The sequence below is a fragment of the Vagococcus sp. JNUCC 83 genome (genome assembly GCF_053667615.1).
In genome coordinates this window covers 1,877,159-1,899,759 of the sequence record NZ_CM132204.1, presented here as the reverse complement: position 1 = coordinate 1,899,759, position 22,601 = coordinate 1,877,159, and the positions used below count along the sequence as shown (strand labels likewise).

Sequence of the window (22,601 nt, the reverse complement as noted above, 5' to 3'; positions counted from 1 at the left end):
GAGAGAACGTAAAAAATGAAAAAAAATTCGGTACAAATGATGACGTATGCAGCATTTTTGATTGCATTAGGGATTATGATTCCAATGATTATGCCAGTGAGAATTGTGATTGGACCAGCATCTTATACATTAGCGAGTCATGTCCCGGTTATGTTAGCAATGTTCGTTTCACCATTAGTTGCAATACTTGTTGCGTTAGGGACAGCATTTGGCTTTTTCATGACGACACCTTTTATTATTGGGATGAGGGCATTATCTCATGTGCTTTTTGCTTTCTTTGGTGCATTGTATTTACAAAAAAGACCAAGTATTGTTTATTCACCTAAAAAGATGATTATGTTTAATATTGTGTTAGGATTAGTCCATGCATTATTTGAAACGTTAATCGTGACGTTCTTCTTTATGACAGATGGAGTAGGTGAGGCAAGTTATACAATGGGATTTTTCCAATCAGTCATTGTTCTAGTTGGTGTGGGTGGGTTTATACATAGTTTAATAGATTTTTCTATTGCTTATATAATTGCTCAAAAAATTGGAATACGCTTTTCTTTTCCAGTATATTTAGCGGCAAAAAAATAAATAAAAGAGGCTGACCCAAAAGTCTCTTTACTGAAAACAAGCATTCCAAAATGAAACCTCTCATTTCAGAATGCTTGTTTTTTCGTGATCTCTTACTAATATCCTTCCTATTTTTTCTAAGTTTTCTTAAATTTAGTGCCATTAATGCAAATCCCAGCTCCTGTGAAATCTTATCTTTTCCTCTTACAGAGAATCGATTGAATGCCAAATTAGCCTTCAGATTTCCAAAGGCTGGTTCAACATCTATTTTTCTTTGACGGTATATTTCTCCTGTGACATCCTCTTTCAAAAGCTCTCTTACGTGAGCCTTAAAATATTCCCAATTCCCATTTTTTTGAATCACTCGATTTTTACTACTCTTCGCACGAGTACATAATGCTCTAACTGGGCAATTTAAACAAGACTCACATTCATACATTTTAAGGTGTCTTTTGAATCCAGATTTATCCGCTCGAGTAGAGTAATTTCTAAATTTGACTTCTCGATTATTCGGACAAATATAAGTATCTGCCAATTCATTATAAATCCAGTTATCTGGAATAAATGGATTTTGTTTGTATTTTTTAGTGTGTTCTTTCTGATACATTGTATAAGTAATTAATGGAGTTCTTTCAAAATCATCTAAAATTGCTTGATAGTTTTCTTCACTACCATAACCTGCGTCAGCCACAATGTATTTAGGTAAGTCAAAATAAGATTTCTTGATAGTATCTAAGAAGGGAATCATTGTTTTAAAATCCGTTGGATTTGAAAATGTTTCATATGCTAAAACGTATTGATGATTGGTTGCAATTTGAACGTTATATCCAGGTTTTAACTGACCATTCATCATGTGGTCATCTTTCATTCTCATAAAAGTGGCATCATGATCTGTTTTAGAGTAGCTATTTCTACCGTTATAAATATCATGTTGTTCTTTATATTTTTTCTTTCTATAGATAAAGTTAGAAAAAGCTTTCAATGCTTTTTTAGGCTCTTTACGCTCAGAACGAAGTTCTTTTCTCTCTTGAACATCTGAAGTATTTTCAATTTTAGTACTTAAATCACTTACTTTCATTTCCAACTCATCAATGATTTGTTTTAAATTTTCTGTGTTTAACTCATCATCTTCTGAACAAATAGATGGAATAATTTGCTCTTCTACAAGTTGTTGATAATAGGACTTTGACTTCTCTCTCAAAGATTCTTCATAACGTTGTGTGCTCTTTTTCCAAACGAAGGTATATTTATTTGCGTTGGCTTCTAACTTTGTTCCATCAATAAAAATAGCTTCTTCATCAATTAATTGTTGAGAAACAAGCTGATTTCTAAATTGAATAAAACATTCTTGAAGTATCGGTTGAACCAGTGGGTTCACTCTGAATCGATTAATTGTTCTGAAGTTAGGTGTCTGTGATTGCGTTAACCACATGGCACGAATGCTATCTTTAGACATAGCTTCTATCTTTCTTCCTGAAAAAATAGATTGAGTGTAGCCACACAGAATAAGCTTCAACATCATTTTTGGATGATAAGACGAAGTTCCCATTCGATGCTCAAAAACTGAGAACACATCCACAGGGATACTTTCTACTAATTCATCAATCGCAAAAGCGATATCATTTTCTTCTAAATAAATATCTAAATTCAGTGATAAAGTAACCTGTTTCGTGTTATAATTCTTATACATAAATAGCACTCCTTTTTAGTTGGTTTCGTCACTTTAATTATATAGGATAGTGCTATTTTTTACGTCAAAAAAGGAAGAAAATCGAAAAAAGATTTTCTTCCTTTTAGTTTACTCTAGAGACTTTTGGGTCAGCCTCTTCGTTATTATCTAATTACTTGTTCTGTTTCTGGGTCAAAGAAGTGAGCTTTGTTTAAGTTAAAAGCTAACTCAATGATTTCACCAGGTCGATAGGTTGATCTAGCATCGACTTTTGAGATAAATTCTGTTTCGCCAGTTTTTGTATAAAGCATAGTTTCAGCACCTAGTAATTCTGAGACAACGACTTCGGATTTTACAATACTATTAGGCGCGGTTTCTTTAGCTAAAATTTCACTATGGATATCTTCAGGACGGATACCAAAGATGAGAGGTCTATTAACATAGCCTTGATCACGTAATACTTTGAATTTTCCTTCAGGCAACTTAACGTTTAAATCATGACCATCAGTTATATGACCATTATCTGTTAATTCAACGTTAAATAAATTCATAGCAGGTGAACCAATAAAACCGGCAACAAAGACATTATTAGGAGTATCGTATACTTCCTTTGGCGTCCCGATTTGTTGGATAAAACCATCTTTCATAATAACAATGCGATCAGCCATAGTCATTGCTTCAGTTTGATCATGGGTAACGTAAATGGTTGTTGTTTCTAGGCGACGATGAAGTTTGGCAATCTCAGCACGCATCGCCACACGTAATTTAGCATCTAAGTTTGATAAAGGCTCATCCATTAAGAATACTTTTGCATCGCGTACAATCGCACGTCCTAGGGCGACACGTTGTCGTTGCCCACCTGATAAAGCAGCTGGTTTTCGTTGCAAGTAATTTGTTAAACCAAGGATTTCACCAGCATTTTCCACACGTTTTCTTATTTCAGTTTTATCATATTTACGAAGTTTTAAACCAAATGCCATATTATCATAAACAGTCATATGAGGGTATAAGGCGTAATTTTGGAAAACCATGGCGATATCACGATCTTTTGGAGCAACATCATTGACTAGTTTGTCACCAATCCAAAGTTCTCCTTCCGAGATATCTTCAAGACCTGCGACCATACGTAACGTTGTCGATTTACCACAACCAGAAGGGCCAACAAACACGATAAATTCGCGGTCTTCAATATGCAAATTAAAATCTGTAACAGAATAATTAGGATTTCCGTCATATTTTTTATAAATGTGTTTTAAAGCAATTTCTACCATAGTGTATATCCTTCTTTCATTTGTTTTATTAAATACAGTATAATAAAATCAGTAATACGCTTACAATGTAAACATGCCTAGACTTTTGGGCAATATGACGAAAAGGAGAGAAAAAAATGAAAATTGCACTGATAGCTCACGATAAAAAGAAAGATGAAATGGTAGCATTAACCAAAAAATTTGAAAAGGTGTTGAGTAAACACGAATTGTTTGCAACAGGGACAACAGGTCTTCGGATTCAAGAAGCAACAGATTTATCAGTTTATCGATTTAAATCAGGCCCTTTAGGAGGCGACCAACAAATAGGTGCACGTGTTTCGGAAGGAGAGATGGATATGATTATCTTTTTACGTGATCCATTGACCGCTCAGCCACACGAGCCAGACGTGACTGCGTTGATTCGTCTAAGCGATGTCTATGAAATCCCTCTAGCAACAAATAAAAGCACTGCGATGTTACTGTTTAAAGAGTTAGAGAATTTGGCGAAAATTTGACTACGATAGTCTTTATTGTAATTTTTTTTCATTATGATATAGTACGATGTGTAAAACAATTAACAGAGTAGGAAATATAGCGTCAAGTGCCACTAGGATGGGATGTTGCTTAGTGGACGAAAAGTACAAGTGGAGTGCTTGCGGCCTTATTTCTGCATTCGCTGCATAATGGATGTAGCAACTCTAAATAAAAGGAGATGCTAGAATGAGCAAAAATGATTTTACACCAAAGTCGATCGCATTGATGGGGGTATTAATGGGATTGCAAATCGTATTAACACGATTTATTTCGATTCAAACACCGTTTGTTCGTATTAGTTTTACGTTTGTAGCGGTTGTGTTGATGTGTATGATGTTCTCGCCACTTGTGGCAGGGATAGGAAATGCCTTAGCTGACTTTATTGGGATTACATTATTTCCAGTGACAGCAGGATTTTTCCCAGGATTTACGTTGTCAGCCTTTTTGTCAGCCTTTTTATATGGATTATTCTACTATAAAAAAGAAATGACACTAAAACGCATTATTACAGTCAATGTGATTGTGACGCTAGTTGTAAACTTAGGAATGAATACGTTTTGGTTATACTTAATGTATGGTCCAGGTATTGTGGCAAACATTCCAAGCCGTATTGTGAGTTCTCTGATTTTATTGGTTGTCCATGTGATTGGAACATATTGGTTAGCCAATGTTAAAATCATACAAAAGCAATTAGTTAAATTTGCTTCATAAAAAAATCATACAAAAAGCAGAGTGTATATAGACACACTGCTTTTTTTTATGTTATAAAGTATGGTAGGAAGAAAAAAGGAGGGTATACATGAAAAAATATCAATATATTATATTTGATATAGATAATACGTTACTCGATTTTAGTCGTTCAGAATATTACGCACTTCAAAAAGTATTTGCCACATATGGTGTTGTTTTTAATGAAAAAACATTTAAACAGTATAAAGAAATTAATCATGACTTGTGGGACCAATTAGAAGATGGTAAAATCAGTAAGGATATTGTTTTAAAAGAACGTTTTAAACGATTCTTTTTGGCGAATAATATCGTTGTGGATGGTGTACTAGTTGATGAGCAATACCGTCATTTTCTTGAAGAGAGAAATGATGTAATGGGTGGCTCAATAGACTTGCTACAACAACTTAAGTCAAATGGATACGTTATTTTTGCTGGAACAAACGGTGTTGGTGAAACTCAGAGAAAACGTTTGGCTAATGCAGGTATTACTCATTTATTTGATGAATTATACATTTCTGAGGAAGTTGGGTTTGAAAAACCTGATGCACGTTTTTTTGATTATATATTCAATGACTCTCAACTAAAAGACTTATCGCAAGTTGTGATGATTGGTGATAGTTTATCTTCAGATATTGAAGGAGCAAATCGTGTAGGTATTGATTCAATTTGGTTTAGTAATGGAGCAGAAACATCTGAAAAAACATATACTTATAAAGTAGATGCATTAAGAGATGTCTTAGCTTTAGTTTAGTTGGAAGAAAAGTCGTATTACGGGGAATTTGTTTTATTGGTATAATAAACTACTAAAGAGGTGTACGTGATGCGTCAACTATTTATGTTAAAAGAGGATTATACTAATGAAAACACACGAGAAATCATTACAAGAAATGGGGATAAGGTATATAGTATCAACTGTTTCGATGATAATGGATTGAGTTGTTATAGTGTTTGTAATAATAAGCGAGAAGAAGTTGTACGTGTTGAAAGACATATTGGTACGACACTCCCATGTTTGGATGTTATTGTTGATGATAAGGTTTCATTTACAGTGGAACAATCACCCTCTATTTCTAGTATGACATTTAATATCACAAGTGATGATTTAGAGGTGTTTGATGATTGGTGGTCAATGGACTTTGATGTCATGTCAGGCTACCGTAAAGTATCAAAAGTGAGAAATAGATGGACTGCTTTGGGTGATGCTTATGAAATGACTGTTTTTGAGAAAGCAAATGAAGCACAGACTGTGGGACTCATGTTAGCTCTAGATTCCATGAAAAAAATGGAAGCAAGTGTTAATACGTTAAAATAAAATACTCATTCTAGTTAGAGGCAATAGCTAAACTAGAATGAGTATTTTTTAGTGTGAAAATTGAGAGTGATATAAATTTGAGTACGGGCCATTTTGTTTTAGTAAGTCTTCATGCGTTCCGGTTTCGATAATTTTTCCTTTATCCATGACTAAAATCACATCAGCTTTTTTTATTGTAGATAGTCTATGTGCAATGATGAAACTAGTTTTATGTTGCATCATCGTATCGAAAGCTGTTTGAATGTGTTGTTCAGTTAATGTATCGATGGAACTTGTGGCTTCATCTAGTATTAACATGGCTGGTTTGCTAATCATTGTTCGAGCAATTGTAAAAAGTTGTTTCTGTCCTTCAGATAATAATATGCCTGATTGCCCAATTATAGTTTGAAACCCGTTAGGTAATTGGCTGATAAAATGATAAATGTTGGCTTCTTTACAAGCTGTGATGACTTCATCTTGTGTTGCATCTTCTTTACCAAATGTTAAATTGTCCCAGATACTTCCTTGAAATAACCAATTTTCTTGTAAGACCATCCCGAATTGTCGACGTAACTGTTGTTTAGGTATATCTGTAATTGGCATGTTATCTATAGTTATCACACCTTTATCTAAAGGATAAAAGTTCATTAACAAATTGACTAACGTTGATTTTCCAGCTCCTGTTTTCCCAACGATAGCAACTGTTTGCCCACTTTTAATTGATAAATTAAAATCTTCAATCAATGGTTTGTCAGGAGTATAAGAGAAATAGACATGTGAAAATGAAATATTTCCCTTGGGCTTAAAGTCAGTTATCAACGTTTGGGCGGTTACCATTTCCTCTGATTCATTAAGTAACTCATCAATACGCTGAATACTAGAAAAAGCTGTTTGAAGTTGAGTCGTAATGCCTGACAATTCTATGAGTGGTTTAGAAAATTGCCCAGAATAGATAATAAAGCTTGATAGTATCCCTAGTGATAAAGGAATAGACAGTCTAACGATTAATAAACCACTGATTAAACCAATGAGTAAGTAGCCGATGTGATCAATAAAGCGGGAGAGTGGGTTGGTTAATGAAGAAATAAATTGTGCCCGTTGACCAACTTGCTGTAATTCAAGATTCATGGTGTGAAAATGCGTTACAATCGATTCTTCATACTCATAAGTTTTAATGGTTTTTAAGTGATGGTATTGCTCGTTTATATAGCCTGACATACTTCCTAGAAGTTGCTGTTGTTTATTAAAATAATGTTGTCCTTTTTTAGCGATGATGTAGTTGACTAAGAACATACATACTGTAACGAGTAGAATAATCCCTGTTAACAAGACATTAAGGGATAACATAATTCCAAGAGCAACAATAATAATAGTCATACTTGGAAAAAGTTGATTAAACAAAGCCAATAATGCTTCAGAGATATAATCCAAATCAGTACTAAATCGGTTCATCGTATCACCTTGAGAGTGCGTATCAAAATAGTTCATAGGTAACTTATTTAATTTTTGATAGGCTTTTTTTCTAACTTGCTTGACTGAAGTATAGGCAATATATTGGCTAATTCGCTGAAGAAAGTAAAAACTAACGGCAGACAGACAAGTTAAACTAATAATTATTGCTAGATTGGTTTTTAAGTGCTGTGTCCCGTTTTGAGAGATACTATCTACAGATTTTCCGATATACATAGTGACAAGGACGCTACTCAAACCATAAATGATGCTAAGTAAAGCATTTAAGATGATTGATTTTTTAAAAGGACGCAAATAAGGAGTGAATTGATCAATGGTTTGTTTAAACATGTGATTTTTCCTCCTTTGTTTGAGATGCAACAATTTGTTGATAAAAGTCGGAGGTTTTCATTAGTTGTTGGTGATTTCCTTGAGCAACTAATTCTCCTTGGTTTAGGACCAATAAATAATCAGCTTCTTTTACAGAAGAAATTCGTTGTGACACAATAATGCTGTTTTTTATAAATGTTAACTTAGCTAAAGTTTGACGAATAGTTAGGTCTGTTTTGTAGTCTAATGCACTCAAAGCATCATCTAATATAAGAATACTTGGTTGGTTAATTAACGCTCGAGCTATAGCTAAACGTTGACGTTGTCCTCCAGAGAAGTTTGTTCCATTTTCTGCTGTAGGAGAATCTAAATCATCAATAAACTCTAAACAATCAGCCCATTTTAATGCTTGCCAACAATCACTGTCTGTTGCGTTTTTTAATCCCATTTGTAAGTTACTTCTGATGGTTCCGGAAAAAATAACACTTTTTTGAGACACGTAACTGATAGCTTCTCTTATATCACCTGTATTTAAATCAATAATATTGATGTTATCTAGCAGCAAAATGCCTTCTGTAGGTAAGTAAAACTTTTGGATTAGTTCGATTAAAGTAGTTTTTCCACTGCCAGTAGGCCCAACAATTCCAAGTTGGTTTCCTTTTTTTAAGTCAAAAGATATATCTTTTAACACATTTTGAGATGAGCCAGGGTAATAAAAGCTAATATGGTCAAATGATAATGTGTTATCTGATTGAATTTGTAATGTTTTCATGCTTTTTCCAGTTATTATATTTGGCGTAGTGTTTAATATTTCTTCTACTCGTTTTTTTGCCGAAAAAGCACGGACAAAAATTGTCACTAAATTAGCAACAACAATCAATGCGGCAAGAAGTTGTAACATATAGTTGATTAAAGCCACAATGTCTCCAGTTTGTAGATTTCCAGCAGTAATATGAAAGTCACCGACCCATAAAATGAGAGCGATAATCATGTTTGTCATAAATAATGTTAAGGGCGACATAAGGGCGGATAATTTTGACATATTGATGTAGCGAGTCGCTAATTGTTCGCTTACGTCTGCTGATTTTTTTTCCATTGCGTCTTCTTTAGCAAAAGCACGGATGACCTTTACACCTGTTAATTGCTCACTTGTGACAGTGTTTAACAAATCAATAGATGATAGAACTTTTTGATATTTGGGAACAGTTTTACTCATCAAAATGTATAGTATAAATGAAAATATAGGCACAGTTAGTAAAAAAATAAATCCCATAGATGTGTTAATAGTAAACGCCATAACGATTGAACCAATACTTAAAAATGGGGCACGAATCACTAATCGGATGAACATAGCTAGTGCTAGCTGTAGTTGATTGACGTCATTTATGGTACGAGTTAAAAAAGTATCTGGACCAAATTCATCAATCTCTGTATGAGAAAATTGCGTGATTTTTTTGACGACAGCAAACCTTAATTCTGTTCCGAAACCTTGTGAGGCGACAGAAGCATAATACTGACAAATTAGGACACAAAAAAGTCCTAATAGAGATAAAATAAACATATATATTGCAGATGAATAAACGATGGACAGATTATTTTGCCTGATTCCTGAGTCGATGAGATAAGCCATAAATAGAGGAAGTGTTAATTCAAATATGGCTTCCATTAATTTAAATGTAGGGCCTAACACGAGTTGCTTTTTATATTTTTTTGTGTATGAAAATACTGACAAGTTGGTCACATCCTTTCTTTAAATAGGGTAACATGATTTTAGCGAACATCCTATACTAAAAAGTAGTAAAAGATGTTCGCTAGTGTTTAAAGATATGAGTGTATTTGTGTTAATAAATCATCTTCGGAATTAACGACTTGGCCATTTAGTTTAATTAACCCAATTGTATATAAGTTAACATAAGGGAATTGGGATTCTGCTATATCTTGTAAGGCAGTTATTTTTTTAGTGTTATCAGCGCCCTGCTGTCTACTATCGGTAAACAAACCAATAATTGGGATGCCCGCTTGATAAGCAACCCCAATCTCAGTTGCCACCCCAACGTCGATACTTTGGCCATCGAGTACAGCAATCATTAAATTACTGTTTAGTAAAGCATTAGTATCGTAAGTAGCAATCATTTTGGAATCTGCATAACTATTTTTATCGTTGATTTCCATTTGTTCTTGAGGTAAATACACACTAACGTCGGTATACATTTCTCTGATTTTTTTCACAAGCCATTCATTGTAATTTTTTTCCATTGTTGAAAATAAAGGGCTAGCAAAATAGATGTTGGTCATAAAATCACTCCTAACTATTACATTTGTATAATAGAATACCTTAATTTGTAATAATTTGTAAAGAAAATGTCATATTAAGTATGCATCAGTCTTGTATAATTAGTGAAGATAAAAAGTGAACGTTATTAAATGAAAGGTGTTGGCGATTGTTGAATTATAGGAAAACTATAACTGGTTTGTTATGCTTTGTCATGCTAACAAGCATGCCAGTATCATTATTTGCAGCAACAAAAGAAGAAGACGTAAAAAAACAAAGCGTAGAGATTAGTGAAAAAATCGATAGCGCTCTTGATAATGTGAATAAAAATTATAGAGACTTAGAAAACTTAAAAAATGAAGTGCATGATACAGAGACAAAAATTCTTTCTACTCAACAACAAATAGAAAAGACAAAACGTAGCATGGATAAGCGTAAAGAAATGGTTGCTTCACGTATGAAAACTATTCAAACAAATGAACAGAATACAAATGTTGTTAGCACATTATTAAGTGCTGAAAGTGTATCAGATTTTATCAACCGTGCTTATGCTGTGTCTGTACTACAAACTGCTGAAAAAAACAAAATTGATACATTAGAAACCGATAAAGAAAAACTTGAAAAATTACGAGAAGAGTTGGTTATGGATCAACAAATTTTAGCGGAAAAACAAACTAAAGTAGAAACTGATAAGGTAGCATTAGAGTCACAAGTCAGTGGGTTGAAAAAAGAACTAGCAGACAATGAAGCAACACTAAAAAAATTATCTGAAGAACGTATGATTAAAGAAGCTCAAGTAGCCAAAGAAAAAGAGATGGCTAAAAAAGCAGAAGAATTAAAAAAATCTTCTGAAACAGCAACTGTTTCTACTAATTCTGGTCAAGAAAGTGAGTCATCAAGTTCTAGCAGTACAACCTCTGGAGCTTCTAGTGTATCAACACCTGTAGAACAGCCAACCTCTAGTGGTAATGGTCGTACTTTAACAATGCAATCCACAGCTTATTCATATAGCGAAGCTGGTTTAACACCTTACACAGCGACAGGGATTGATTTAAGAAAAAATTCTCGTGTTATCGCTGTAGATCCAAATGTTATTCCATTAAACTCATTAGTAGAAGTTTCTGGCTATGGCTTTGCTATAGCTGGGGATACTGGTGGAGCAATCAAGGGAAACATTATCGATGTTCACTTTAACACAGTAGCTGAGTGCTTACAGTGGGGACGTCGGACAGTAACGGTTACTATTCAATAAAAAAAGATTCAAACAACATATGATCGTGTTGTTTGAATCTTTTTTAATTTTCAGCACCTTTACTACTTTTTTCTTCTATATAAACCATTAATCCATCATAAACTGATTCAGCAACTTTTTGGTGATACTTTTCGTTTTTGATATAAGCAGCATCAAAATCATTGTTTATATATCCCAACTCAAGTAAGACTGCTGGTTTAGAGTTTTCTCTTAAAACTTGATAATCTTGTTTTCCAAAGCCTCTGTTGTCTAGAGGCAAGATGTTAGCAATACTATCATTGATAGATTGAGCCAATAGTTTTCCACTGTCTTTACGGTAGAAAGTCGTTGTTCCAGATGCTGTGTTTGCTGTTGCGCTGGAGTCGTAATGAAAACTAATAAACGCATTAGCTTGGCTTTCAGAACTTATCTTGCCGATATTCGTTAGTGAGACAAACTTATCTGTGTCACGAGTCATAAGGACATTGAAGCCATGAGATTGCAACTCTTTTCTAACAGCTAGAGCGGTTTTTAAAGTGACTTCTTTTTCTAATGTCGCTCCATCATTTGTCTGAGCGCCAGGATCATCGCCGCCATGTCCAGGGTCTAACATAATCGTAAACTCAGGCATTGGAATCCCTGGTTTTTCTTCTTTATCGGATATTTTTCTAGAAGTCACTTGCCAAGAATTCAGGAAACCTGTCTTCCCGTCTTTCGTTTTGACTTTCATCCATCCATTTTCGGTTTCAGAAAGGAAAGTAACGCTAGTACCATATTTTAATAATTCCTCTTGCTGACTTGATGTTTCACTTTTACTCATTAGAAAAGCAGATGTTGTTGCGACATGTAGTGCTTGATCTTCTTTGTATTTGTTTGCACGATTTTTTTGAATGGTTAAACTATCGCTTGGAATCCAACCATAATCTCCATCACTATAAATTCTAACCCATCCGTTTAACTCCAATGTTGCATTGACATGTTCGTTCTTTTTTAAGGTTTTAATTGTTTTGCTATTCTCAGAATTCTCTTTTTTTAATTCGGTATTTCGTTTAGATACTGAAGCAGTTAAATTTGTATATGGACCACTTGTACCATCAAAGAGCAACCAATCTGGTACCCAGCCTACCGTTTTATCGGCAGTTTGTATTTTATACCAATTATTTTTTTGACTAGTGATGGTTACTTTATCCTCTTTGTGGACTTGGGTGATAACCGAAGCATAAGGATCTGGTTTTGCGCGAACGTTTAAAGCAGTGGTACCAACAGTAGCGATTTGATTATTACCACGCATATAATTAAAACCGATAAAAACAAGAGCGATAACTAAAGCATTAATGATGAACATTTTTATCGTACGATTTATTGAGTTTGTGTTTTTCACATGGTTTACCTCATAAGATTAATTGATACAGAATATTATAGCAAAAAAAGAGAAAGATGAGTAGTGAGTTAGACTATTATATCTTGACTTTTTGTCTTGTTTTTAGTATTTTAAAGTAGAGTATCGATGAAGGAGACGTGCCTTTTTTATTATAAAGAGAGAATGGATATGGTGAAACCATTCATTGAAAAGGACTGACACTCTGGAGATGGATAGTAATATATCCCGCTAGCGAGCGTTATTTCGTTTAGAGAAAGAGTGACTTCACTTTTTAAAAATAGGTGGTACCACGTGTAAGAAATTATTCGTCCTTGTTATATAATAACAAGGGCTTTTTTTGTTTTAAACAATAATGATTTAGTTAAAGGAGATAGGTAACATGCAAGAGCGAACAACATATTGTGGTTTAGTATCTGAAAAAGATTTAGGACAAGAAGTTGTAGTAAAAGGTTGGGTGCAAAAGCGCCGTGATTTAGGAGGGTTGATTTTTATTGACTTGCGAGATAGAGAAGGAATTGTGCAAGTAGTATTTAATCCGGAAGTTTCGGAAAAAGCATTAGAGATTGCTGATTCTTGTCGTAGCGAGTATGTCATCGGTGTGCAAGGAAAGGTGGTTGAACGTACTGGTTCAGCAGTTAATCCTCGAATGAAAACAGGTAAAGTAGAAATCATTGCAGAAGATATTGTTATCTATAATGAAGCCAAAACACCGCCATTTGTTATAGAAGATGATCAAACAATTAGTGATGATGTTCGTATGAAATACCGCTACATGGATATTAGACGACCATCAATGCTTCATAATCTAACACTTAGACATCATGTGACACGCGTGATTCGTGAGTTTTTAAATGACAATGGATTTTTAGATATCGAAACACCTTATCTAAATAAATCAACTCCTGAAGGGGCAAGAGATTACTTAGTCCCTTCACGTGTTCATCCGGGGCATTTTTACGCTTTGCCACAATCACCGCAAACCACGAAACAATTATTAATGGGAGCAGGTGTTGACCGTTACTATCAAATCGTACGTTGCTTTAGAGATGAAGATTTACGTGGTGATCGTCAGCCAGAATTTACTCAAGTGGATATTGAAACAAGTTTCTTAACGGAAAAAGACATCCAAACTTATACAGAAAATTTACTATATAAAGTGATGAAAGAAGTTATGGGAGTCGATATACCCTTACCGTTTCCTCGTATGACATATGATGACGCAATGGCACGATTTGGAAGTGATAAGCCTGACACACGTTTTGGTATGGAATTAATAGACATGACAGATGCTGTTAAAGATGTTGAATTTAAAGTTTTCCAAAATGCTTTAAATTCTGGTGGAACTGTTAAAGCTCTAAATGCTAAACAAGCAGTAGGAAACTATTCACGCAAAGATTTAGATAAATTGGGTGAGTGGCTGTCCCAGTTTGGTGCAAAAGGTTTAGCTTGGGTGAAAGTTGAAGAAGATGGTCTAAAAGGCCCCATTGCTAAGTTTTTAGTCGATGCGAGTGATAAAATAATTGAAACAACAAAGGCACAAGTAGGAGATTTATTACTATTTGGTGCAGACACTCAATCAGTTGTAGCAGCATCACTAGGTGCATTAAGAAATCGCCTAGGAAAAGAATTAGACTTAATTGATTCAGATAAATTTAATTTCTTATGGGTAGTGGACTGGCCATTATTTGAGTACTCTGAAGAAGAAAATCGTTTTGTTGCAGCGCATCATCCGTTTACAATGCCAAAAGAAAGCGACATAGAATTATTAGAAACTTCTCCTGAGAAAGTTTATGCCAAAGCATATGACGTTGTATTAAATGGTTATGAACTTGGTGGAGGCTCATTAAGAATTTATCAACGTGAGTTACAAGAAAAAATGTTTAAAGCATTAGGTTTTACCAAAGAATCTGCTGAGTCACAATTTGGTTTTCTATTAGACGCGCTTGATTATGGCTTCCCACCACATGGAGGAATTGCTTTAGGACTGGATCGTTTAGTCATGTTACTTGCGAAAAAAGACAATATCCGTGAAGTAATTGCTTTCCCTAAAAATAGTAAAGCTGCGGATTTGATGACTTCAGCGCCGAGTATCGCTTCAAAAGAACAGTTAGAGGAATTATCATTAAATGTTGAATTAGAAGATTGATCGTTTTCTGTTAGGTAGTCAAGAAAATCGAGGAGATGCAACCAGTGGAAAAACTAAAAACATGTAAAGAATATATGGTAGACAATGGTTACATGGAAAAGGTTTCAATGGCCGTTGTTAATGGTATTTTACAAGCTATCGCACTGAATTTATTTTGGAGACCAGGACATATTTATGCCAGTGGTATCACAGGATTAGGACAAATTATCGTAACATTAACTGAAAAAGCTTCAGGTGTTGAGTTGCCTATGGGGGTTGTGCTTTACTGTTTAAACATCCCATTGTTTGTTTTAGCGTGGAAAATGCTAAGTCGGAAATTTACGGTGTTTACCATGATATCCGTATTTATGACAGCTTTTTTTGTTCAAATTATACCTATAACAATTTTATCAACTGACCCGATTATCTGTGCTATTTTTGGTGGAGGAATTTGTGGCCTTGGTGTAGGACTTGCTCTTCGTAGTGGGCTGTCATCTGGTGGGTTAGACATAGTTAGTATGACTATAAGAAAACTGACAGGGCGTAATGTGGGATCGTTAAATATTATTTTTAATGCGTGTATTATTTTAACATCAGGTTATTTATTTGGTTGGCCTTACTCTTTTTATAGTGCGTTTTCCATTTTTGTTAATGGTAAAGTTGTTGATATGGTTTATACTAAACAAAAGAAAATGCAAGTGATGATTATCACCTCAAAACCACAAGCAGTAGTGGATGAATTACAATCTAGAATGCGTCGTGGGATTACGATATTAAACGATGCAGAAGGGGCATTTTCCCATAATGAACAAAAAGTGTTACTGACAGTTTTAACACGTGATCAAATCCCGATGTTACAACATGCTATGCAGCAAGCAGACCCTAAAGCATTTGTCAGTATTTCTGAGAATGTAACAATTATGGGGAATTTTTATGAGACGATTGATTAGTTTTTTAAAATACAAAAAAAGGTTATTTTTTGTAAAATAAATGAACGGAATTGTAGAATTATGCTAATAGTTCTTAATATTAAATGTGTTTTATCGAATAAATGTTTGTGAAGATTCGTAAATTGACTTTAATTTATGAGTATTATGGTTTATAATGAGACACATGCCATTTATTTTTAATCTCAAAGTAATTTTATTGCTACTAAAACTATTGCTTAATAGATTATTTTCTAATATAATTATAAGATATCTTGATAGTTTTCATCTATTAAGCATATAGATAATATTAAAAATGAAGAGTTTATATGTATAAATAAAATCAGTACGGGAATAATATAAGAAAGGAGAATTCTATTGTTTGTTGACAACAAATTATTAGACGTGAGAAATTTACATACTGGATTTCGAATCAAAGACAATTTTTATGATGCAGTAGATGACGTGTCAATTACATTAGACAAAAATGAAATTTTAGCAATTGTTGGAGAATCTGGTTGTGGGAAAAGTACATTAGCTATGACCATAATGGGATTACAAGATCCAAAAAATACTAGAATTACAGGGGATATCATCTACAACGATTTAAATCTTGTAGGTTTATCCGAAACGCTTTATAACAAGATTAGAGGAAATGATATCGGGATGATTTTCCAAGATCCATTATCAGCGTTGAATCCATTGATGCGTATTGGAGATCAAATTGCAGAGGCTCTGTTTTATCATACAGATTTAGATGAAAAACAACGAACTGCTCGTGCGATTGAGTTGTTAGACCAAGTAGGGATTGTAAATCCTGAACGAGTGGCAAAACAATACCCACATGAATTGTCAGGTGGGATGAGACAACGTGTTATTATCGCTATTGCTATTTCTTGTAAGCCACCAATTATTATTGCAGATGAGCCAACAACCGCACTTGATGTGACAATTCAAGCTCAAATTTTAGACTTATTGGGAGATTTACAAGAAGAAACAGAAGCCGGTATTATCTTGATTACTCACGATTTAGGTGTAGTAGCTGAGACAGCAGATAGAGTTGCTGTTATGTATGGTGGCCAAATTGTAGAAGAAGCACCTGTTGATGTTTTATTCTCTAATCCACAACATCCTTATACACGCTCGTTACTGAACTCAATTCCGCAAGAAGACGCACATGACTCTGAATTACATGTTATTGAAGGAGTGGTTCCTTCATTAAAAAATATGCCACGTACAGGTTGCCGATTCGCGGCTCGTATTCCTTGGATAGCTGAGGATGCCCACGAAGAACAGCCTACGTTGCATGAGATTGAACCAGGACACTTTGTTCGATGCACATGTTACAAACATTTCCACTTTAGAGAAGAAGGTGACGCATAATGGGATTGATAGAAATAAAAGATTTAAAAGTGCATTACCCAATTCGTGGAGGCTTTTTAAATAAAGTTGTCGATTATGTGTATGCCGTTGATGGTGTTGACTTTGAAATTGAAGCAGGAAAAACATATGGTTTAGTTGGGGAATCTGGTTCAGGTAAATCAACAATTGGTAAAACAATTGTTGGACTTGAAAAAGCAACAGCTGGACAGATTTTATTTGAAAATACAAATGTTATTTCAAAAAAAGCAAGAAAATCGATTGGCTACAACAAAGATGTTCAAATGATTTTCCAAGATTCAATGTCAAGTTTGAACCCTAGAAAACGTGTATTAGATATTATTGCAGAACCAATTCGAAACTTTGAAAACCTATCTGTGCAAGAAGAGAAAAAACGTGTTCAAATTTTGCTAGATATTGTTGGGATGCCAACTGATGCACTTTATAAATATCCTCATGAATTTTCTGGTGGTCAAAGACAACGTTTAGGTGTTGCGCGTGCTGTGGCAACAAATCCTAAATTAATCATTGCCGATGAGCCGGTATCAGCTCTTGACTTATCTGTTCAAGCTCAGGTGCTGAACTTCATGAAACGTATTCAGGAAGAGTATAATTTAAGTTATTTATTTATCTCTCATGACCTAGGTGTGGTAAAACACATGTGCGATAACATTGCGATTATGAATCATGGTCGTTTTGTTGAAATAGGAACAAGAGAAGACATTTATAATAACCCACAACATATTTATACTAAACGCTTGCTGTCTGCTATTCCTAAGATTGATGTTGAAAATCGTGAACAGCATAAAGAAGAGCGTCGTAAAGTTGAACAAGATTTCCAAGATTTATACAGCCAATATTATGATGAAAATGGTCGTGTATATGATTTGAAAACTATTAGCCCAACTCATCAGGCAGCAGTTAAAACAACTGAAGGAGGAGGACAATAGTATGTGGAAAACGATATTAAGACGAGTATTACTGATGATTCCACAAATTTTTGTGTTGAGTCTGTTTATTTTTATTATCGCAAAAGCAATGCCGGGGGATCCGTTTACTGGATTGATTAACCCAAACATGGATCCAGCGACAATTGATAGAATGCGAGAAGCTGCTGGATTAAATAATCCATGGTACGTTCAGTATTTTGATTGGATAACTAATGCATTTAAAGGTGACTTTGGTCAAAGTTTCTTATACAAATTACCAGTAAGTGATATTATTGGTTCTCGTGTTGGAAATACCATTTACTTGTCATTATTAACAGTGATTATTACATATGCAATTGCCTTACCATTAGGTTTATTCTCTGGTCGTTACCAAAATTCTTGGTTTGATAAAGCAGTTGTCGTTTATAATTTTGTCAGCTTTGCTGTTCCAATTTTTATCTTCGCGTTATTGATGCTGTTTATCTTTGGTTACCGTTTAGAATGGTTCCCAACAACTGGTTCGGTAGCTAGTGGATTAGAACCTGGCTCATTCCAATATGTTATGAGTCGTTTGTATCACATGATATTACCAGCAATTACGCAAGCTTTACTTGCAACAGCTGTAACGATTCAATACTTACGTAATGAAGTCATCGATGCTAAACAGCTAGATTTCGTTCGTACAGCAAGAGCAAAAGGTGTACCGACTAATAAAGTCTTTACACACCATATCTTTAGAAATGCTTCTTTACCAATAGCAGCTCAATTAAGTTATGAGATTACCGCTTTAATTAGTGGCTCAGTTGTTATTGAACAAACCTTTGCTTATCCGGGTATTGGTAAACTGTTTATTGATGCAATCCTTGGACGTGACTACTCAGTGATTACAGCCATAGTATTAATACTAGGTATTGTAACGATTATCGGGAATTTAATTTCGGATATCGTCATGAGTATTGTCGATCCTCGTATTCGTATTCAGTAACAAACCAATAGGTAAGAAAGGAGACTCGCTATGAGTAAAGATAAAAAAGAAGCAACTGTAGAAACTGTTAGTGCGCCACCAACAGGTTTTAAAATGATTGCTCGAGAATTTAAAAAAGATAAATTAGCATTATTTTCATTGGCGTTATTAATTATTATCTTCGCAGTCATTTTTATCGGGGCACTTGTCTTAGATAAAGATGCTGTCATGAAAGTAAGTATTTTAGATAAATACGCGGCTCCTGGTGAAGGCTACCTATTAGGTGCTGATGAGGGTGGTCGTGATGTTTTTGGACAATTAATTATTGGTGCTCGTAACTCCGTTGTTATCGGGTTTTCAATCACTATTATTACGTCAATTATTGGTGTAGGACTAGGAATTGTTGCTGGGTACTATGGTGGCATGATTGATAGTATTATCATGCGAATCGTTGACTTTATTATGATTTTACCAATTATGATGATTATCATTGTATTTGTTACGATTATTCCAAGTTATAACGTATTTTCTTTTATTATGATTATGAGTGCCTTCTACTGGGTAGCAAAAGCGCGTCTGTTTAGAGGGAAAACATTATCTGAATCTCGTCGCGATTATATTAGTGCATCCAAGACATTGGGGACTAGTGACTTCAAGATAATGTTTGGTGAGTTAATGCCAAACCTAAGCTCATTAATTATTACTAATTTGACGATGAACTTTGCAGGCAACATCGGGATTGAAACAACGTTGTCATACTTAGGATTCGGATTACCACAATCGACACCAAGTTTAGGTACATTGATTGGGTATGCGTCAAATGGTGTCGTTTTATCAGATATGACATGGGTGTGGGCGCCAGCGTCTATTTTAATCCTTGTCATGATGTTATGTATCAACTACGTTGGTCAAGCATTGAAGCGTTCAGCTGATGCACGTCAACGTTTAGGATAAAAAAATCTAAGGGGGATGAAGGAATGAAGTACAAAAAATTATTTAGCGTCGTAGCACTTGGTGCTGCAGTAACAGTTGGGTTATCAGCTTGTGGTGGAGGAAAATCTGACAAAAAATCTAGTGGGAAAGCAGACAAAACTGAGGATGTTTCAAAATTCCCAGTAAAAACGTCTAATCAAGAAAAAGCCAAAGATGGTGGAACTCTTGAGGCTGCAGTTGTTATGGACACTCAGTTTAAAGGAATGTTCTCTGAAACATTTTCAGAAGATAATTATGATGTTCAATTTATGCAACCGTCTCATGAAGAATTATTTAGAAGCAATGCAAACTTCGAATCAACTGAAGATGGGGTAGCGAAAAAAGATATCGATGTTGATGGAAAAAAAATTACGATTACAATTACTAAAGATGCGAAATGGTCAGATGGTAAGCCTTTAGTAGCTGATGATATTATTCAACCATACTTAGTCATTGGTAATAAAGATTATTCAGGTGTCCGCTATGGTGAAGACTTCCAAAATATCGTTGGTATGGATGAATACCATGAGGGAAAAGCTGATTCTATTTCAGGAATTAAAAAAGTAGATGATAAAACAGTAGAAATTTCTTATAAAGAAATGAATCCAGGAATGAAACAAACAAGTGAAACTGTTTGGACTTCGGCGATGCCTTCTCACATTTTTAAAGATATTCCAGTAAAAGGGATGGAATCAAGCGATGCTGTACGTAAAAACATCGTAACATTTGGTCCATACAAAATGGAAAAAATTAATCAAGGTGAATCTGTAGAATACACACCAAATGAATACTACTATGGAGAAAAACCAAAATTAAGCAAAATTACTATGCGTGTGGCACAATCTAGCTCAATTGTTGAATCTTTAAAAGCTAAAAAATATGATATGGTATTCAGTATGCCAACTGATAACTATCCAAACTACAAAGATGTAGAAGGATATGAAATCTTAGGACGTCAAGACTTAGCTTACACTTACATTGGATTCAAATTAGGTAAATGGGATGATGCTAAGGGAGAATCTGTTTATAATCCAGATTCTAAAATGGCAAACAAATCATTACGTCAAGCAATGGGATATGCGATTAACAATGAAGATGTAGCTAATAAATTTTACAACGGATTACGTCAATCTGCTAATGCAATTGTTCCACCAATTTTTGATGAATTTAGTGACAAGGACTTAGTTGGTTTCTCTAAACAAGATATTGATAAAGCAAATAAATTGTTGGATGATGCTGGATACAAGAAAAAAGATGGCGAAGAATTCCGCCGTGATCCAAAAGGTGAAAAATTAGAAATTAATTTTGCTTCTATGTCAGGTGGCGAAACTGCGCAACCGTTAGCTGAGTATTATATTGACTGCTGGAAAGAAATTGGTTTAGATGTTAAATTATCAACTGGTCGTTTAATTGAATTCCAATCATTCTATGATAAATTGAAAAATGATTCACCAGATGTTGATGTCTATCAAGCAGCTTGGTCATTAAGCCAAGATCCTTCTCAATCAGGATTATATGGACCTAAAGCAGCCTTTAACTACACTCGTTTTGTCAGTGATGAAAACACTAAACTGTTGAATGAAATTGATTCTGAAAAATCATTTGATGGTAAATACCGTGCAGATAAATTTAAAGAATGGCAAGAATATGTTGCAGATGAAGCATTTGTTATCCCAACATTATTCAGAGATGCCGTATTACCAGTGAGCGATAAAGTAACAAACTTTGACTGGGCTTATGATGTAACAAGTAACCCATGGTCTCATGTTGGAGTTACTGATAAAAAATAATGTATAATGACTATCAATTTGGCTATTTGGTCAAATTGATAGTTTTTGTTTTCTTTCAAACAAAAAAAACGTATAATAAGAGTATCTATGGTAAAAAGGGAGAGGCACATCCAATGGAACAAACGTTAGCACAATTATTAAAGACAAACTACAATATTATTTTTAAAGACATTACGTTATTGGAACAAGCGTTTACCCATTCATCCTATGTGAATGAGCATCGACACTTTGAATTACAAGATAATGAACGATTAGAATTTTTAGGAGATGCGGTATTAGAGTTAGAAGTCTCTGATTATTTATACCGCCATTTTCAAGACCTACCTGAAGGGAAATTAACCAAATTACGTTCGACTATTGTTCGAGAAGATAGTCTAGCGATGTTTGCAAAAGAATGTGGGTTTGATCAATTTGTTAAGCTTGGTAAGGGTGAAGAAAACTCAAATGGTAGAAGCCGTTCATCATTGTTGTGTGATTTATTCGAAGCATTTTTAGGAGCCTTATATTTAGATCAAGGGGCAAAAAAAGCAAAAGAATTTATCTATCAAGTGGTCGTAGCGAAAATAGAAACAGGTGCTTTTTCACATGAGATGGATCATAAAACAGCATTACAAGAAGTATTGCAAAAAAATGGCGATATTTTAATAGAGTATCACTTAATAGCAGAAGAAGGGCCAGCACATGCACGTATTTTTCATGTAGAAGTGTGCGGTGGTGGGACTCCATTAGGTGAGGGGTCTGGAAAATCTAAAAAAATAGCTGAGCAAAAAGCAGCCGAGGCAGCTTTGGCTAATATTTTAGCTGAAGAATCCTAGGAAGGG

Annotated in this window: 20 protein-coding genes and 1 riboswitch; of the genes, 14 read left to right on the top strand and 6 right to left on the bottom strand. The window is 34.6% G+C overall.

The genetic code is table 11. The features are described from left to right. Nucleotides 1–15: 15 nt before the first annotated feature. On the top strand, nucleotides 16–579 hold the full coding sequence (locus JNUCC83_RS09200) for a hypothetical protein (protein WP_454459744.1): 564 nt from the start codon (nucleotides 16–18) through the stop codon (nucleotides 577–579). Here the strand turns inward: JNUCC83_RS09200 and JNUCC83_RS09195 are convergent. Both JNUCC83_RS09195 and JNUCC83_RS09190 read right to left on the bottom strand, forming a co-directional pair. Next, on the bottom strand, nucleotides 506–2,248 hold the full coding sequence (locus JNUCC83_RS09195; RefSeq protein ID WP_454459743.1) for an IS1182 family transposase: 1,743 nt from the start codon (nucleotides 2,246–2,248) through the stop codon (nucleotides 506–508). The genes JNUCC83_RS09200 and JNUCC83_RS09195 overlap by 74 nt on opposite strands. Nucleotides 2,249–2,391: 143 nt before the next feature. After that, nucleotides 2,392–3,498 (bottom strand): ABC transporter ATP-binding protein, encoded by a 1,107-nt coding sequence (locus tag JNUCC83_RS09190; protein ID WP_454459742.1) that lies wholly within the window; start codon nucleotides 3,496–3,498, stop codon nucleotides 2,392–2,394. A 116-nt stretch (nucleotides 3,499–3,614) separates the two neighbouring features. Here JNUCC83_RS09190 and mgsA point away from each other — a divergent pair, with 116 nt between their 5' ends. The 4 genes from mgsA to JNUCC83_RS09170 all read left to right on the top strand — a co-directional run bounded on the left by mgsA (nucleotide 3,615) and on the right by JNUCC83_RS09170 (nucleotide 6,052). After that, entirely contained in the window at nucleotides 3,615–3,992 is a 378-nt protein-coding gene (gene mgsA / locus JNUCC83_RS09185; RefSeq protein ID WP_454459741.1) for a methylglyoxal synthase, read from the top strand. A 61-nt stretch (nucleotides 3,993–4,053) separates the two neighbouring features. After that, a riboswitch (THF riboswitch) is annotated at nucleotides 4,054–4,158 on the top strand. A 39-nt stretch (nucleotides 4,159–4,197) separates the two neighbouring features. Beyond that, nucleotides 4,198–4,722 carry a folate family ECF transporter S component gene (locus tag JNUCC83_RS09180; protein WP_454459740.1) on the top strand — a complete coding sequence of 175 codons (525 nt, stop codon included), beginning with the start codon at nucleotides 4,198–4,200 and terminating at the stop codon, nucleotides 4,720–4,722. An 88-nt stretch (nucleotides 4,723–4,810) separates the two neighbouring features. Beyond that, nucleotides 4,811–5,491 (top strand): YjjG family noncanonical pyrimidine nucleotidase, encoded by a 681-nt coding sequence (locus JNUCC83_RS09175; RefSeq protein ID WP_454459739.1) that lies wholly within the window; start codon nucleotides 4,811–4,813, stop codon nucleotides 5,489–5,491. Between the two features lie 69 nt (nucleotides 5,492–5,560). Continuing rightward, nucleotides 5,561–6,052 carry an LURP-one-related family protein gene (locus tag JNUCC83_RS09170; protein WP_454459738.1) on the top strand — a complete coding sequence of 164 codons (492 nt, stop codon included), beginning with the start codon at nucleotides 5,561–5,563 and terminating at the stop codon, nucleotides 6,050–6,052. Nucleotides 6,053–6,100: 48 nt separating this feature from the next. Here JNUCC83_RS09170 and JNUCC83_RS09165 read toward each other — a convergent pair whose 3' ends face one another. The 3 genes from JNUCC83_RS09165 to JNUCC83_RS09155 form a co-directional block, all read right to left on the bottom strand. Beyond that, entirely contained in the window at nucleotides 6,101–7,831 is a 1,731-nt protein-coding gene (locus JNUCC83_RS09165) for an ABC transporter ATP-binding protein (RefSeq protein ID WP_454459737.1), read from the bottom strand. Continuing rightward, nucleotides 7,824–9,551: an ABC transporter ATP-binding protein gene (locus JNUCC83_RS09160; RefSeq protein ID WP_454459736.1), complete on the bottom strand. Its 1,728-nt coding sequence runs from the start codon at nucleotides 9,549–9,551 to the stop codon at nucleotides 7,824–7,826. The genes JNUCC83_RS09165 and JNUCC83_RS09160 overlap by 8 nt, the downstream gene beginning before the upstream one ends. Nucleotides 9,552–9,628: 77 nt before the next feature. Then, nucleotides 9,629–10,105: a nucleoside 2-deoxyribosyltransferase gene (locus JNUCC83_RS09155; protein WP_454459735.1), complete on the bottom strand. Its 477-nt coding sequence runs from the start codon at nucleotides 10,103–10,105 to the stop codon at nucleotides 9,629–9,631. A gap of 149 nt (nucleotides 10,106–10,254) precedes the next feature. On the opposite strand from JNUCC83_RS09155, the gene JNUCC83_RS09150 reads away from it, so the two are divergent. Next, nucleotides 10,255–11,334, top strand: coding sequence for a 3D domain-containing protein (locus tag JNUCC83_RS09150; protein ID WP_454459734.1), 1,080 nt, complete (start codon nucleotides 10,255–10,257; stop codon nucleotides 11,332–11,334). Between the two features lie 43 nt (nucleotides 11,335–11,377). On the opposite strand, the gene JNUCC83_RS09145 is transcribed toward JNUCC83_RS09150, so the two are convergent. Beyond that, complete coding sequence (locus JNUCC83_RS09145; RefSeq protein ID WP_454459733.1) at nucleotides 11,378–12,694, bottom strand: N-acetylmuramoyl-L-alanine amidase family protein; 1,317 nt, start codon at nucleotides 12,692–12,694, stop codon at nucleotides 11,378–11,380. Nucleotides 12,695–13,073: 379 nt separating this feature from the next. On the opposite strand from JNUCC83_RS09145, the gene aspS reads away from it, so the two are divergent. From aspS to rnc, 8 genes are all read left to right on the top strand, one after another. Beyond that, on the top strand, nucleotides 13,074–14,840 hold the full coding sequence (aspS, locus tag JNUCC83_RS09140; protein ID WP_454459732.1) for an aspartate--tRNA ligase: 1,767 nt from the start codon (nucleotides 13,074–13,076) through the stop codon (nucleotides 14,838–14,840). A gap of 74 nt (nucleotides 14,841–14,914) precedes the next feature. Further along, a complete protein-coding gene (locus JNUCC83_RS09135; protein WP_454461356.1) occupies nucleotides 14,915–15,769 on the top strand; it encodes a YitT family protein in 855 nt (284 codons plus the stop codon). A 354-nt stretch (nucleotides 15,770–16,123) separates the two neighbouring features. Further along, entirely contained in the window at nucleotides 16,124–17,128 is a 1,005-nt protein-coding gene (locus tag JNUCC83_RS09130; protein WP_454459731.1) for an ABC transporter ATP-binding protein, read from the top strand. Further along, entirely contained in the window at nucleotides 17,125–18,075 is a 951-nt protein-coding gene (locus JNUCC83_RS09125; RefSeq protein WP_454461355.1) for an ATP-binding cassette domain-containing protein, read from the top strand. Before JNUCC83_RS09130 ends, JNUCC83_RS09125 begins: the two co-directional genes overlap by 4 nt. Nucleotide 18,076: 1 nt before the next feature. Next, nucleotides 18,077–19,039 carry an oligopeptide ABC transporter permease gene (gene opp4B / locus JNUCC83_RS09120; RefSeq protein ID WP_454459730.1) on the top strand — a complete coding sequence of 321 codons (963 nt, stop codon included), beginning with the start codon at nucleotides 18,077–18,079 and terminating at the stop codon, nucleotides 19,037–19,039. 30 nt (nucleotides 19,040–19,069) lie between these two features. Next, complete coding sequence (locus JNUCC83_RS09115; RefSeq protein ID WP_454459729.1) at nucleotides 19,070–19,972, top strand: ABC transporter permease; 903 nt, start codon at nucleotides 19,070–19,072, stop codon at nucleotides 19,970–19,972. A 23-nt stretch (nucleotides 19,973–19,995) separates the two neighbouring features. Beyond that, nucleotides 19,996–21,780 carry an oligopeptide ABC transporter substrate-binding protein gene (locus tag JNUCC83_RS09110; protein ID WP_454459728.1) on the top strand — a complete coding sequence of 595 codons (1,785 nt, stop codon included), beginning with the start codon at nucleotides 19,996–19,998 and terminating at the stop codon, nucleotides 21,778–21,780. A gap of 113 nt (nucleotides 21,781–21,893) precedes the next feature. After that, nucleotides 21,894–22,595 (top strand): ribonuclease III, encoded by a 702-nt coding sequence (gene rnc, locus JNUCC83_RS09105; protein WP_454459727.1) that lies wholly within the window; start codon nucleotides 21,894–21,896, stop codon nucleotides 22,593–22,595. Nucleotides 22,596–22,601: the final 6 nt, after the last annotated feature.